This window comes from Agrobacterium leguminum, assembly GCF_005144435.2.
GTDB lineage: Bacteria > Pseudomonadota > Alphaproteobacteria > Rhizobiales > Rhizobiaceae > Agrobacterium > Agrobacterium leguminum.
Genome location: NZ_CP120212.1, coordinates 1,028,259 through 1,041,462 on the forward strand (window position 1 = coordinate 1,028,259; position 13,204 = coordinate 1,041,462).

Below are 13,204 nucleotides of genomic sequence, written 5' to 3' on the forward strand. Positions count from 1 at the left end.
CGGAGATGACCGACGACACACCGGGTGTTTCCCAGAGACCGGATCGGCTGAACATCCTGACCTGGGAGCGGAGAGGGGAGGATATCGACAGCCCCGACCATCAGGCGCGGCTGAGTGGCCTTGAGCGCTCTGGAAACGCCGCTTTCGGGCAGGGCGTCTACATCGCCGCCAGGGCCGAGGTGCATACGGATAGACTCCTTATGGGTGCGCAGTCGTGGATCGCCGGTTACGCAATCGTGCGTGGCGATATCGAACTCGGCGAAAATGTCTCGATCAACCCCTATGCCTGTCTTTCCGGTAAGGTGACAATCGGCAACGGCGTGCGCATCGCCTCACATGTCAGCATCGTCGGCTTCAACCATGGCTTCGACGACATTGAAACTCCGATCCATCGCCAACCGCTGACCTCGCTCGGGATAGAGATCGGTGACGACGTCTGGATCGGCGCCAATGCGGTTGTGCTGGATGGCGTGAAGATAGGGCGCGGCGCAATTATTGCCGCAGGCGCGGTGGTGGCGAAGGACATTCCCGCCATGGCCATTGCAGGTGGCGTTCCCGCCCGGGTTCTGCGATATCGCGGAGAAAAAGCGGCCGCGCCGAAGCTGATGGAGCCCGATGGCCTGCTGCAAGAACTCGGTAAGGAGATTGCCGACGACTGGCTTGCCGCCATCCGCTCCTATGGCGAGGATGGCATCTATCGTTCCGCCGATGCATCCGGACGTGAGGTCGAAAGCGTCAGGCATCTGTGCGATGCCATCGAGATCGCAGCAGCCTTCGGACAGGAAAAGATCGCTTTCGATGCCGGAAAAACCGTGGCCAGTCTTCAGGACTTGCAAGATCAGGAAACGGGGCTGTTTCTTAACCGTCACCACCACTCCTCGACGCCTCCCGAGAAGGACCCTGCCGTCCTCTATAATATTCTGGCTGTCGGATATGCGCTTGAATGTTTCGGCACCGCACCGAAACAGCCGATCGCTTTCGTTGAGCGTCTGCGCGCCGACGAACTCATCCTCCTGCTGGAAGAGTTGCCGTGGCAAAGCCGGGCATGGCATTGCGGCGCCACGATAGACGCCATCGCCACTGCGCTTTATTTCAACAGGCGCTATTTCACATCCGGCGACAACCTCACCGTTCTCTTCGGCTGGCTGGCGATGAATGTGGGTAAAACCACCGGGCTTTGGGGTGAGCCGACTGCCGCACAGGGCCTGCTGCAACCGGTCAACGGCTTTTACCGGCTTACCCGCGGCTCTTACGCACAATTCGGCCTGCCCCTTCCCCATCCGGAAGCAGCGATTGACTCCGTTATCGCCAACTATCGTGCCTATGGCGGTTTCCATGGCGAGGATTTTAATGCCTGCAACCTGCTCGATACGATCCATCCGCTTCTTCTGTGCCTGAAACAGACGGATCACCGGCAGGACGAGGCGAAGGAAATCGCCCGCGAAATTCTGCGCCGAAATGAGGGACGCTGGCAAAGAAACAGGGGATTTGCCTTCGCCGAGGGACATCCGGCCGGGCTACAGGGCACGGAAATGTGGATGTCGGTTCTCTGGCTTTCAGCGAAGCTTCTCGGTGCGGAACATCTCCTGCCGTTCCGACCTCGCGGCATCCATCGCTTCGAGCCTGCGGAAATCGTCCGTGGCCTGATTGCCCGCTCTAAATCTCCGGTATAGGTTTCCGACACTCTTTTGAAAGCTTTCAAACCGGACCGGTCGAGTAAAAGATGCAACTCAAAGACTGCTATAATTTCCACGATTTTCGCCGCATGGCCAAACAGCGTCTGCCCGGACCGATCTTCAACTACATAGACGGCGCTGCCGATGACGAGGTGACGTATCGGCGAAACACGGCCGCCTTCGAAAAATGCGATCTCGTTCCCGATGTGCTGCGGGGCGTGGCCGATGTGGATATGTCGGTCACCGTCATGGGGCAGAAGCTGTCCATGCCGGTCTATTGTTCGCCGACGGCGCTGCAACGCCTCTTCCACCATCAGGGGGAACGGGCGGTTGCGGCAGCGGCGGGGAAATACGGTACGATGTTCGGCGTCTCCTCGCTCGGCACCACGAGCCTTGAAGAAGCGCGCCGGATCAGCGGCGGGCCGCAGGTCTATCAGTTCTATTTCCACAAGGACCGTGGCCTCAACCGCGATATGATGGCGCGCGCCAAGAGCGCCGGCGTCGAGACGATGATGCTGACGGTGGACAGTATTACCGGCGGCAACCGCGAGCGCGACAAGCGCACCGGCTTTGCCATTCCGTTCAAGCTCAATCTTTCCGGCATCGCGCAATTCGCCATCAAGCCGGCCTGGGGCATCAATTACCTGACGCATGAGCGCTTTAGCCTGCCGCAGCTCGACGACCACATTAAAATGGACGGCGGCGCTCTTTCCATCAGCCGCTATTTCACCGACATGCTCGACCCTTCGATGAACTGGGACGATGTGGCGCAGATGGTGCGCGAATGGGGCGGGCCGTTCTGCCTTAAAGGCATCATGTCGGTGGACGACGCCAGACGCGCCGTGGAGATCGGCTGCAGCGGCATCGTGCTTTCCAATCACGGCGGGCGCCAGCTGGATGGCTCCCGCAGCGCCTTCGATCAGCTGGCCGAGATCGTCGATGCGGTTGGCGACCGGATCGATGTGATGATGGATGGCGGCGTGCAGCGGGGCACCCATGTTCTGAAAGCACTGTCCCTCGGTGCAAAAGCCGTGGGGCTCGGCCGCTATTACCTTTTCCCCCTGGCTGCTGCCGGGCAACCGGGCGTCGAACGGGCACTCGAGCTGATGCGCATCGAAATCGAGCGTGGCATGAAGCTGATGGGCTGCACCTCCGTCGATCAGCTCACACGCCGGAACCTTCGGTTCCGTTGAACAAGCGGGACGATTGCGGAAGAACTTGGGTGAAGCGCGGTCACAACCGACTACTGAAACCACATGCCATTTCAGCCGCGTTTCGTCGCTGTTCCTGAAGCGCCATGCCGATGTTCCAGACGAGCGCCAGGCAAACAAGTCCGCAAAAACAGGCTGAAATCAGCGAGCGATGGCGCTTGGCTCCGGAGAGAAACATCCAGCCGATAATTGCATAGGCCGCAAGCGCCGGCACCGCGGCAATCAGAACGGATATGGGGCCATCGCAATCGACGGCCTCGACGCCGATGGCGCGATATTCGTTCGGGGTTGCCACCAGACCGAGGACGGCCACGGGAAACATGGCCGCTAAAACCGCGTAGCGGAAAAATCGGGGCGTGTCGGGCATGCCTGCTCCATAGCCGGATAATCACCTACCGCAAACGGCGCAGGTAAAGTCGCGCCGCGCGATCTCAGCGAATATCCATCTTGCCGATAATATCGGTTTAGCCGCCATTGTCGGCGACCGGAAGAGCAGATTGCCCGCTTTTGCTGAGAAAGCCAGCCTTTTACGTCGGGGGCAATCTTGGCAAGTCAGGCGGAATATGGTTATGGTTGCATGATGCAACCATAATGGATTGAACGTGCCCCAACAACTCTTCCCCATAAACGATATCCGTTCCACCTCCCGCCGGCTCGTCCGCGAACTCGGCTTCATGGGGGGAGACTTTGCCGGCACCGATCTGCCACCCTCCGCCGTGCATGCCCTGATCGAGATCGAGGCGCGCCCCGACATCACGGCGCGGGATCTGGGAAAACTTCTGCGGCTTGAAAAATCGAGCGTCAGCCGCATGCTGCGCAAGCTCGTCCTTTCGGGCGATGTTCGCGAAGAAACGGATGAAGGGGACAGTCGTATCAAGCGGCTGCGTCTTACGGGCCAGGGACAAGAACAAGTGGCCGACATTCATGGCTTTGCGAACCGGCAGGTCTCCGGCGCCCTGACGCAGCTTACGTCGGCGGATGCTCACACGATCCTCCAGGGGCTTCGTCTTTACGCCGATGCGCTGGGAGACAGGACCGATGCCGTTGCACCCTCCATAGAGATCCTGGAGGGATACAGGCCCGGCATCATTGCCCGGATCACGCAGATGCATGCGCTCTATTACGCCCGGACATCCGGCTTCGGCCAGCGTTTCGAATCCGTCGTGGCCGAAGGCCTCGCGGCTTTTTGCAACCGGCTCGAAAGCCCGAAGAATGCGATCTGGGTCGCAATGCGGGGGCAGGAGATCATCGGCTCCGTTGCCATCGACGGCGAAGATCTCGGAGCGGATATTGCGCATCTGCGCTGGTTCATCGTTGATGACGGGGTGCGCGGTGGCGGTGTCGGACGCAGGCTGCTGGAAACCGCACTGGCCTTCGTCGATGAAAAAGGCTTTGCCGAAACCCATCTCTGGACATTCAACGGCCTCTTGGCCGCACGGCACCTTTACGAAGCCCATGGCTTCAAATGCGTCGAGGAACATCCGGGCAGCCAGTGGGGAAGCCAGGTTCTGGAACAGCGCTTTGTCCGGCCAAGGCCCGAATGATCTTTCAACCACATATAAACGGCCGCAATCGGAATCTTCCTGCGGCCGTTTCGAAATCAGGTGCCGGCACCCGTTAAAAGGCGAGTTGAACCTTCATCGACCTGCTTCGGTCGCCGGCGGCTTCGAATGCCGCAACCGCCTCTTCCAGCGGAAAGGTTCCGGTCAAAAGGGGCTTCAGGTCGACACGGCGCTGGTTGATGAAATCGACGGCAAGTCCGAATTCCTCATGGAACCGGAAGGTGCCCTTCATCTCAATTTCCTTGGCAACCACCATATTCTGCGGAATCGACACATCGCCGCCAAGACCGAGCTGGACCACGGTAGAGCGCGGTTTCAGTGCTTCGAGACCCGAACGGACGGCTCTTTCATTTCCGGATGCCTCGAATTGCACATCGAAATAACCCTTGTTTGCCGAGTAGGCGGAGAGCGCATCCGGGTCATCGGCGACGTTGATGACACGGTCGGCTCCGATGGCGAGCGCCTTTTGCAGAACCGCATCCATGACATCGGTTGCGACGATTTCCCGGGCGCCATGGGCGCGGGCGGCGATGATCGCCAACGCACCGATCGGCCCACAGCCGGTGACCAGAACGCGTTTGTCGGTCAATGCGCCGGCGCGGTTGACGCCATGCAGCGTTACCGCGAAGGGTTCGGCCATGGCCGCTTCATGAATGGAGATGCCATCCCGCACCTTGTGGCACTGATACGCCTCGGCGACGAGACGCTGACGAAACGCGCCCTGAATATGCGGCATGGGCATGGCGGAGCCATAAAAGCGCATGTTCAGGCACTGGTTCTGCTGGCCCTTCAGGCAGAATTCGCAATGGTTGCAGGGCCGGCTGGGCGATACGGCAACGCGGTCGCCAACGGCGAGACCGGAGACACCCTCTCCCAAAGCCTTGATGGTGCCGGCCACCTCATGGCCGAGAATCATCGGCTCCCGCACCCGCACGGTGCCGAAGCCGCCATGATTGTAATAATGCAGGTCGGAGCCGCAGATGCCACCCGCTTCGATGGCGACCTCGACCTGCCCCGGACCGGGCTGCTCGGTCTCCCGTTCCTCGATCCGCAGATCCTTCGCCGCGTGGATGACAACCGCTTTCATAGTCTCTCCTCCCATAAGGCTCACACGGCGGCAGTCGCCGCCGTTGCCCATTGTCCCCGGACTTGTCTCAGATATCGACCACGAGGCCCTTGGCTTTCAGAACCGGCTCCAGCTTGCTGACCTCGATCACCGACTTGCCCTGCTTGTAGGCTTCGATGTAGCCGGCCTCGGCATCTTCGCGGGCCTGCGAAAGCTTGGCCGCTTCCTGCGCTTCCTCGCGCCTGACGACGACGAGACCGTCGGCGTCGCCGACGATGATATCGCCCGGATTGATGATCTCGCCGCCGACGATCACCTGATCGTTGACCGCGGCAATGGTCTCCTTGACCGTGCCCTTGATGCAGACGCTGAGCGAGAAGACCGGGAAGCCGAGGTCCCGCAGTTGCAGCGTGTCGCGCACGCCGGTATCCGTCACCAGGCCGCCGATGCCTTTTGCGAGGCAGGCATTGGCGAGCACGTCGCCGAAGGAACCGGCTTCTTCATATTCGCCGGCGGAAACGACGATGATGTCACCCGGCTTGGCATAGTTGATGGCAAGCTGCAGCATGATGTTGTCGCGCGGCGCGCATTTGACCGTGAAGGCCGGGCCGCAGAGCTTCATGCGATAATCGACCGGCTTCAGCCGCGAGGACAATGCGCCGCGGCGTCCCTGCGCCTCATGGATCGTGGCGGGAGAGAATTTGGCAAGGGCGTCGACATCCGCCTTGGCCGGACGCTGCGCGATATCTTTAATGTGGATCATGAAAACCTCCCACGTTGAAGCTGTCGGCGAGAGCGTCTCGCCGACCGATAGTGTTGAAGAGTTGGAAATTGGCCGATGCTGAGCCGAAGCTCAGGGGATCGGGTCGAACTTCAGTTCTGACAGAGGCACGACCTTGTCGGTGCGCGTCATCTTGTATTCGGTGTTCGGGCCAAGCCACTTGTCCCAGATGCGGTTGATTTCACCATCCGCATCGAGCTTGCGCAGGATTTCGTTGATCTTCGCGGTCAGCGCCGGGTTGTCCTTGGCCATGCCGATGCCGATGGGCTGGAAGAGCATCGGCTCTTCGATCATGCGCATCTGCTTGCCCTTGGTCTTGGATTCGTTGACGAACTTGGTCATCGTCATGGTGTTGCCGACGATGCCGCGCGCCTTGCCCTGCTGGACGGCGAGATAGGCGGACGCCGTATCCTGGAACGTCAGCGGCTCGGACTTGTTGAGCTTGACGGAGAGTTCCGATGTCGAACCCTTGCTGGACGCGATGCGCTGGCCGACGAAGTCGGACTTCTTGGTGCCGGGGTCATCGACCGGAACGATCAGCATTTCCTTAGCCAGATAATATGGATCGCTGAACTGGATCTGTTCGGCGCGGCTCTGGGTGTAAGCGAGGTTGGCGACCGAGAGGTCGACGCGGCCGAGCTTGACTTCGGGAACGCGCGCTTCGACCGACACCGGCTTGATCTCGGCCTTGACGCCGAGTTCCTTGGCGATGGCGCCGCACAGATCGACATCGAAGCCGGCCATTTCGCGCGTCTTCGGATCCGGCGAGGCGAAAGGCGGCACATCGGCGAATGTCGCGCAACGCAGCGTCTTGTTCGCAATGATCGTATCGAGCTGGTCGGCCTTGGCCGGAATGACCGCAGCCGAGGTTGCCAATATGGCGGTAAGAGTAATGCACTTCCAGTTCATTTCAGTTCTCCCGTTATTATAGAGGTTGGGGTTGTTAGTTAGGTTTTGAGCGGGATTTCAGGCGAAAACCGCTCACACTTTTCGCCATCCCGCTCTAGTGTCTCAGATCGGCAAGAAACCGCTGGGCACGCGGATGTTGCGGATTTTTGAAAAACTCGTCCGGTTTTGCGGTTTCGAGAATGCGCCCGGCATCAATGAACCAGATGCGGTCGGCCACTTCACGGGCAAAGCCCATTTCATGGGTGACGCAGAGCATGGTCATGCCTTCGGCGGCGAGGCTCTTCATGACGGCGAGCACTTCGCCGACCATTTCGGGGTCGAGAGCGGAAGTCGGCTCGTCGAACAGCATGACCGGCGGTTCCATGGCGAGCGCCCGCGCGATGGCGACGCGCTGCTGCTGACCGCCGGAAAGCTGGGCAGGATAAGAATTGGCCTTGTCGGCAAGGCCGACGCGGTCGAGAAGTTTCAGCGCCTTGTCATGGGCGACGGCCGGAGAAACGCCCTTCACCCGGATCGGCGACATGGAGACATTCTCCACCACCGAAAGATGCGGGAAGAGGTTGAAGCTCTGGAAGACGAAGCCCACACGGCTGCGCAGCGCGTTCAGCTCCTTTGCGCGCATCTGGGCATGAATGTTCCTGCCATCCAGCATGATCGAACCGCTGCTGATCTCTTCCAGACGGTTGATCGTGCGGATGAGGGTGGACTTGCCGGATCCCGACGGCCCGCAGATGACCACGACCTCGCCACGGGTGACGTTTTCGTTGACATCCTTGAGCACCTGATAATCGCCATAGCTTTTGCAGACCTGCGAAAGCGTGATGGTGTAGGCGTCCTGAGTGGCGGAAACTGGCGCGGTCATAGCTGCTCCGTAACGATATTGGCGGGGGCCGGTGCCGTGTCTGCGGCAAGCTTGCCGCGCGGGCCGGCCCGGCGGCGGGCGATACGCCGCTCGAGAAGATTGGCGACATGGGTGAGCGACCAGCAGATGATGTAATAAACCAGCGCCAGAATGAGGAAGACCTGGAAGGGCTGGGTCAGAAGCTGGTTGTTCACCTGGTTTGCCGCAAAGGTCAGGTCCGGCACATTGATGACATAACCGAGCGTCGTATCCTTGATGGTGGATACGAAAGTCGAGATCAGGCTCGGGATCATGTTGTAGAGCGCCTGCGGCAGGATGACATAACGCATTGCACCGAAATAACCGTGGCCGAGCGCGCGCGCCGCATCCATCTGCCCCGTGCCCAGCGAAACGATACCGGCGCGGACGACTTCACTCATGAAAGCGCCCTGATAGATGACGAGCGTGGTCAGCATCGTCACGAAGCTCGGCACGTCGGCGCCGGTCCAGAGCGGAACGAGAAAATAGCTCCAGAGAATGAGCATCAGCAGCGGCACGCCACGGGTGAAATACACCACCGCGGTCACCGGCCAGCGCAGGGCCCGCCATTTCGACAGCCGCGCCAGCGCCATCAGGATGCTGACGGGAAAGGCGAGCGCGATGCTGAGCGCCGACAGGATGAGCGTGTTGGCAAGGCCGCCGAGCGGACCGTTGGGATATTGGCCGATCAGGAGCAGCAGCCAGTAATCCTGGATGATTGCGATCATGTCGTGGATCATGCCCGCGCCCTCCGCAAAGGATCGGCACGCATGGAGATATAGGCTCCGAGACCCATGATCAGCAGCGAGAAGAACAGATAAAGCACGGTGGCGACCAGATAGACCTCAAACGTCCGGAAACTCAGATTTTCGACTTCCTTGACCGCATGGGTCAGTTCCGGTGCGCCGATCAGAACCCCGAGACTGCTGTTCTTGAAAAGCGAGGTGCTGTGGTTGATAAGCGGCGGCAGCGCATTGCGAACGCCCTGCGGCATAATGACGAACCGCATGGCCGAGACATAGCTATGCCCGAGCGCACGCGCCGCCTCCATCTGGCCGGGATTGATGGAACGAACGCCCGAACGCAGATCCTCGCTGAAATAGGCGGCCTGACAGAGACCGAGGCCGATAATGGCGAAGATCGCTTCCGCATTATGGCTGGAAAGCCAGCTGGCCAGCCCGCTCGGCAGCAGCGTGAAGACGCCGAAATACCAGAGCATCAGCTGCACCAGCGTCGGCACGTTGCGGTGATAGGACACATAGGCCGCCACCAGCGGATCGCCGAAGCGGAAGGGCGAGAGGCGGATGGAGAGAAGCACGATGGCAAGCGACATGGCGAGCAGCCACGAGCCGGCATAGATGATGAACGTCATCTGGATGCCATGCAAAAGCATCGAGACATAGTCCGCATTGTTCAAGATTGCGCCGAGGTCAAAACCGCTCACGCGACTTTTCCTCCGGCTCCGCCCGCCGCAACCTTTTCAGCCGGCCGATTTTCAACCGTTTGGGGCTTGGCCGTCTGCAGCCCGCCCATGACCTGAAGCGTCGGGGTGATTTCCATGTGGCCGATATTCATGGCCACGGGTGCGGCGATGGCAAACGCAATCGCATCGGCGATATCGGAAGCCTGCGGCAATTCGAAACCATCGATGAAACGTTCGCGAATGCTCGGATCATCGCCGTGCACATGGTTGAAAATATCAGTCGCGACACGACCGGGGCAGATTTCCGTCACCCGCACACGTTTACCGAAAGCATCGATACGCAGCTGGTTGGACAGCATCGCCACGCCGGCCTTGCTGGCATGATAGGTGGAATTGCCGCCGAAATTATAATTGCCGGCAATGGAGGAGATGTTGATGACATGGCCGCGATCGCGCGCCACCATGCCCGGCACCACCATGCGGCACAGATGCAGCACGGCGCGAAGGTTCACGTCGATCAGGAGATCGATATCGCTCTCATCCGCTTCCAGAAACTTCTTCGGGCGGTCGACGCCGGCATTGTTCACGAGGACATCGAACGCAACTTCGCTCGTCAGCTTTGCAAGCGCCGGCCGGTCCGTCACATCGATGGCATGTGCGAAGCAGCCCGTGCGCTTCGCCAGCTTGTTGAGAGCGTCCGCGCTTCTGGCAACCGCATGCACTTCCAGCCCTTCGCGGCAAAGGCGCTCCACGACGGCGGCGCCAATTCCGGAAGATGCGCCGGTTACGAGTGCGGTCTTGTAGTCTGAGAATGGCATGTTTGTCCCCTATCGTTGAGCAAACATTAGTGAAGCTTTCATCGCTTGCCTAAGACCGATTTTTTTTGGAGTAATAAGCAACTTGTATGGATGGCGATTGCACCACTTTCAGCGATGCGGCAATCCGGCCGGCGGGGCATGCATCCCCCTTGCCGGCCACCGGTACATTCTAGACCACAGCCGTCGGCAGGTCCTGTCCTGCGAAATGCGCATCCAGATTGGCGAGAACCAGAGCGCCCATCTGAAGCCGCGTCTCATGGGTCGCAGCGCCGATATGCGGAGCGAGAACGACATTGCGCATGCCGATCAGCGCCTCGGGAACATGCGGCTCGTTCTCGAAGACATCGAGCGCCGCCCCCTTCAGCCCGCCTGCCATCAGAATATCGACCAGCGCCTTTTCATCCACCAGCGATCCTCTGGCGACGTTGACGAGCACGCCGCCCGGCCCCAGCGCCGCCAACACCTCGCGGTTGATCGCGTGTCTGGTCTCCGGCGTCGTCGCCGCCGCGACGATCAGGACATCGCAGTCGCTTGCGAGCGACACAGCCGTTGAATGATACCCATAGGCCACGTCCTGTTTCCGCCGGCTGAAATAGGAAATCTCCGCGTCGAAGGCTTCCAGCCGCGCTGCGATGGCGCGGCCTATGCGGCCAAGCCCGTAAATCCCGTAACGCCGTCGCGACGCCTTGTTGCCAAGCGGCATCTCGGCTTTTTTCCATTCCCCCGAGCGGACATGGTGATCTGCGCTGACGAGCTGGCGCAGCAACATGATGGAGAGGCCGATGGCGAGATCGGCGACGTCCTCGGTCAGCACGTCCGGCGTGTTCGTCACCCTGAAGCCGCGCGCGCGGGCCTGATCGAGATCGACCTTGTCGAAACCGACGCCGTTGATGGCGACGATTTCGAGAGCGGGCAGGCAGGCGGCGAGATCAGGGGCAAGGCCGATATGGCCGCCGGTGACGACAGCCTTTATCGAAGCCGCCTCCGCCTGCAGAAACGCCTGTTTGTCGGATATTTCGTGCCAGCGATGGACCCGGAAGCGCTTTTGCAGTTCGGCTTCTATCTGTGGCTGAAGCGGGTAGGTTTGCAGAAGATCGGGCTTCATGCGCGCTCCTTAGCCGCGACCGACGAAAGGCATGCCGCTCGCCATCACCGTCATGGTCAGCACATTCGCCTCGAGCGGCAGCGAGGCCATATGCACCACGGCCCGGGCGACGATGCTGGCGTCGATGGTCGGTTCGATGGCGGTGCTGCCATCCGCCTGCAGCACACCGGTCGCCATGGCGCGCGTCATTTCGGTGCTGGCATTGCCGATATCGATCTGCCCGCAGGCGATGTTGAATGCCCGACCATCCAGCCCGGCCGACTTGGTAAGGCCGGTGATCGCGTGTTTGGTCGCGGTATAGGGCGCCGAACGCGGCCGCGGCGTGGTGGCCGAAATCGAGCCGTTATTGATGATGCGCCCGCCCTGCGGCGACTGCGCCTTCATCTGCCGAAACGCCGCCTGGGTGCAGAGAAAGGCGCCCGTGAGATTGGCCCCGACCACCGCGTTCCAGGTTTCGAACGGCACATCTTCAATATAAACGGCCGGCGCCGACATGCCGGCATTGTTGACCAGAAGATCGAGACGGCCGAAACGTCCGGTGACCTCCGCAAACAACCGCTCGACATCGGCCGGAACGGAAATATCGGCCGTGACGGCCAGAACGCGGTCTCGATGTTCGCGCCATTCGCCGACGGCGGCATCCAGAACCTCCCGCCGCCGGCCGGTGATCGCGACGCTGTAACCATCTTCAAGGAGCACCTTGGCAATCGCCTTGCCGACACCTGTTCCTCCGCCCGTGACGAGCGCGATCTTTACATCACTCATGCTGCTTTCCCCTCCAGCTCATCTTCCACATGCGCCTGAATGATTTCGGCAAAGGACGTTTCCGCCATGAAGCCGAGCGACAGAGCCAGTTGCGGATCGTAGTCCTCGGCCCAGCCATCGACGATACGGATGATCCGCTCGTCGGGAACGCGCTTGATAAGCGCCACAGCCTTTTCCCCGGCAAAGGCGCGCAGGGCCTCGATCTCATCGGCGACCGTGGCCGAGAGCCCCGGCATGATGAGATTGCGGCGAACGCCAAGCCCGGAGAGATCAACACTCGCGGCGCGCAGCAGGAAGGCGACGGCCGAACGCGGGCTGGCGAACCAGTGGCGCACGGTATCGGCAACGGGCAGCACCGCCTCCTGACCCACCAGCGGTTCCCGAAGAATATTGGAGAAGAAGCCGGAGGCGGCCGCATTCGGCTTGCCGGGGCGGATGCAGATGGTGGGCAGGCGGATGCTGACGCCATCGAAGAAACCGCGACGGCTATAATCCGCAAGCAACAGCTCCACGATCGCCTTCTGCGTGCCATAGCTGGTCAGCGGCGCGGGCAGGAACTCGTCGCCGATCACCTTGGGGAATGGCGACCCGAAAACGGCGAGCGACGAGCAGAAGACCACCCGCGGTCGGTATCCATCCTTCTGATGCTCCAGCCGGATGGCCTCGAACAGTGAACGTCCGCCATCGAGATTGATGCGATAACCTTTCTCGAAATCGGCCTCCGCCTCGCCCGAAACCACGGCGGCAAGGTTGAAGATCACATCCGGTCGCTTGGCGATCAGCTTTTCGGCAACGCCGACATTCGACAGATCGCTACGCTCGACCGTCACTGCGCCACCGAAGCCTTTCGGCGCGGCCGGCTCGAAAACATCCGTCAGCGTCATTTCGGTGATCTTCGCACCGCCAAGCGTTCCGTCAGAGGCGAGACGTTGCGTCAATTTGCGGCCGATCATTCCGGCTGCGCCGATTATCAGAATATGCATGTTTCACCTTTGTTTGGCCGGCAAC

General features: G+C 60.6%; 14 protein-coding genes. 3 read left to right on the plus strand and 11 right to left on the minus strand.

Features of this window, described 5'->3' with window-relative positions:
* Window positions 1-5 precede the first annotated feature (5 nt).
* Both CFBP4996_RS19270 and CFBP4996_RS19275 read left to right on the plus strand, forming a co-directional pair.
* Window positions 6-1,673 (plus strand): acyltransferase, encoded by a 1,668-nt coding sequence (locus tag CFBP4996_RS19270; protein ID WP_080854169.1) that lies wholly within the window; start codon window positions 6-8, stop codon window positions 1,671-1,673.
* A gap of 50 nt (window positions 1,674-1,723) precedes the next feature.
* Window positions 1,724-2,869, plus strand: a complete 1,146-nt coding sequence (locus tag CFBP4996_RS19275) for an alpha-hydroxy acid oxidase (RefSeq protein ID WP_003519654.1) — start codon at window positions 1,724-1,726, stop codon at window positions 2,867-2,869.
* A 40-nt stretch (window positions 2,870-2,909) separates the two neighbouring features.
* Here CFBP4996_RS19275 and CFBP4996_RS19280 read toward each other — a convergent pair whose 3' ends face one another.
* Window positions 2,910-3,254: a hypothetical protein gene (locus tag CFBP4996_RS19280; RefSeq protein ID WP_059757900.1), complete on the minus strand. Its 345-nt coding sequence runs from the start codon at window positions 3,252-3,254 to the stop codon at window positions 2,910-2,912.
* A gap of 235 nt (window positions 3,255-3,489) precedes the next feature.
* Here CFBP4996_RS19280 and CFBP4996_RS19285 point away from each other — a divergent pair, with 235 nt between their 5' ends.
* The gene (locus CFBP4996_RS19285) at window positions 3,490-4,431 is read left to right on the plus strand and encodes a bifunctional helix-turn-helix transcriptional regulator/GNAT family N-acetyltransferase (RefSeq protein WP_080854856.1); all 942 of its coding nucleotides are present in this window, start codon (window positions 3,490-3,492) and stop codon (window positions 4,429-4,431) included.
* Between the two features lie 73 nt (window positions 4,432-4,504).
* Here the strand turns inward: CFBP4996_RS19285 and CFBP4996_RS19290 are convergent, their stop codons facing one another.
* The 10 genes from CFBP4996_RS19290 to denD form a co-directional block, all read right to left on the minus strand.
* A complete protein-coding gene (locus CFBP4996_RS19290) occupies window positions 4,505-5,536 on the minus strand; it encodes an L-idonate 5-dehydrogenase (protein WP_080854168.1) in 1,032 nt (343 codons plus the stop codon).
* Window positions 5,537-5,603: 67 nt separating this feature from the next.
* Window positions 5,604-6,278: a 4-carboxy-4-hydroxy-2-oxoadipate aldolase/oxaloacetate decarboxylase gene (locus CFBP4996_RS19295; protein ID WP_003519667.1), complete on the minus strand. Its 675-nt coding sequence runs from the start codon at window positions 6,276-6,278 to the stop codon at window positions 5,604-5,606.
* Window positions 6,279-6,368: 90 nt separating this feature from the next.
* Window positions 6,369-7,205: an ABC transporter substrate-binding protein gene (locus CFBP4996_RS19300; protein WP_026363393.1), complete on the minus strand. Its 837-nt coding sequence runs from the start codon at window positions 7,203-7,205 to the stop codon at window positions 6,369-6,371.
* Window positions 7,206-7,299: 94 nt separating this feature from the next.
* Window positions 7,300-8,067, minus strand: coding sequence for an amino acid ABC transporter ATP-binding protein (locus CFBP4996_RS19305; protein WP_080854167.1), 768 nt, complete (start codon window positions 8,065-8,067; stop codon window positions 7,300-7,302).
* Entirely contained in the window at window positions 8,064-8,825 is a 762-nt protein-coding gene (locus CFBP4996_RS19310) for an amino acid ABC transporter permease (protein WP_059757910.1), read from the minus strand. The genes CFBP4996_RS19305 and CFBP4996_RS19310 overlap by 4 nt, the downstream gene beginning before the upstream one ends.
* On the minus strand, window positions 8,822-9,529 hold the full coding sequence (locus CFBP4996_RS19315; RefSeq protein ID WP_080854166.1) for an amino acid ABC transporter permease: 708 nt from the start codon (window positions 9,527-9,529) through the stop codon (window positions 8,822-8,824). The genes CFBP4996_RS19310 and CFBP4996_RS19315 overlap by 4 nt, the downstream gene beginning before the upstream one ends.
* Window positions 9,526-10,326, minus strand: a complete 801-nt coding sequence (locus CFBP4996_RS19320; RefSeq protein ID WP_059757916.1) for an SDR family oxidoreductase — start codon at window positions 10,324-10,326, stop codon at window positions 9,526-9,528. The genes CFBP4996_RS19315 and CFBP4996_RS19320 overlap by 4 nt, the downstream gene beginning before the upstream one ends.
* A gap of 169 nt (window positions 10,327-10,495) precedes the next feature.
* A complete protein-coding gene (locus CFBP4996_RS19325; RefSeq protein WP_080854165.1) occupies window positions 10,496-11,431 on the minus strand; it encodes a 2-hydroxyacid dehydrogenase in 936 nt (311 codons plus the stop codon).
* A 9-nt stretch (window positions 11,432-11,440) separates the two neighbouring features.
* Window positions 11,441-12,196 (minus strand): SDR family oxidoreductase, encoded by a 756-nt coding sequence (locus tag CFBP4996_RS19330; protein WP_080854164.1) that lies wholly within the window; start codon window positions 12,194-12,196, stop codon window positions 11,441-11,443.
* Window positions 12,193-13,179 (minus strand): D-erythronate dehydrogenase, encoded by a 987-nt coding sequence (gene denD, locus CFBP4996_RS19335; protein ID WP_080854163.1) that lies wholly within the window; start codon window positions 13,177-13,179, stop codon window positions 12,193-12,195. The genes CFBP4996_RS19330 and denD overlap by 4 nt, the downstream gene beginning before the upstream one ends.
* Window positions 13,180-13,204 lie beyond the last annotated feature (25 nt).

Coding starts and splice junctions, on each gene's coding strand:
- denD (WP_080854163.1), bottom strand. CDS start 13,179: ATGCATATTCTGATAATCGGCGCAGCCGGAATGATCGGCCGCAAATTG.
- CFBP4996_RS19295 (WP_003519667.1), bottom strand. CDS start 6,278: ATGATCCACATTAAAGATATCGCGCAGCGTCCGGCCAAGGCGGATGTC.
- CFBP4996_RS19270 (WP_080854169.1), top strand. CDS start 6: ATGACCGACGACACACCGGGTGTTTCCCAGAGACCGGATCGGCTGAAC.
- CFBP4996_RS19300 (WP_026363393.1), bottom strand. CDS start 7,205: ATGAACTGGAAGTGCATTACTCTTACCGCCATATTGGCAACCTCGGCT.
- CFBP4996_RS19275 (WP_003519654.1), top strand. CDS start 1,724: ATGCAACTCAAAGACTGCTATAATTTCCACGATTTTCGCCGCATGGCC.
- CFBP4996_RS19325 (WP_080854165.1), bottom strand. CDS start 11,431: ATGAAGCCCGATCTTCTGCAAACCTACCCGCTTCAGCCACAGATAGAA.
- CFBP4996_RS19310 (WP_059757910.1), bottom strand. CDS start 8,825: ATGATCCACGACATGATCGCAATCATCCAGGATTACTGGCTGCTGCTC.
- CFBP4996_RS19305 (WP_080854167.1), bottom strand. CDS start 8,067: ATGACCGCGCCAGTTTCCGCCACTCAGGACGCCTACACCATCACGCTT.
- CFBP4996_RS19290 (WP_080854168.1), bottom strand. CDS start 5,536: ATGAAAGCGGTTGTCATCCACGCGGCGAAGGATCTGCGGATCGAGGAA.
- CFBP4996_RS19280 (WP_059757900.1), bottom strand. CDS start 3,254: ATGCCCGACACGCCCCGATTTTTCCGCTACGCGGTTTTAGCGGCCATG.
- CFBP4996_RS19320 (WP_059757916.1), bottom strand. CDS start 10,326: ATGCCATTCTCAGACTACAAGACCGCACTCGTAACCGGCGCATCTTCC.
- CFBP4996_RS19330 (WP_080854164.1), bottom strand. CDS start 12,196: ATGAGTGATGTAAAGATCGCGCTCGTCACGGGCGGAGGAACAGGTGTC.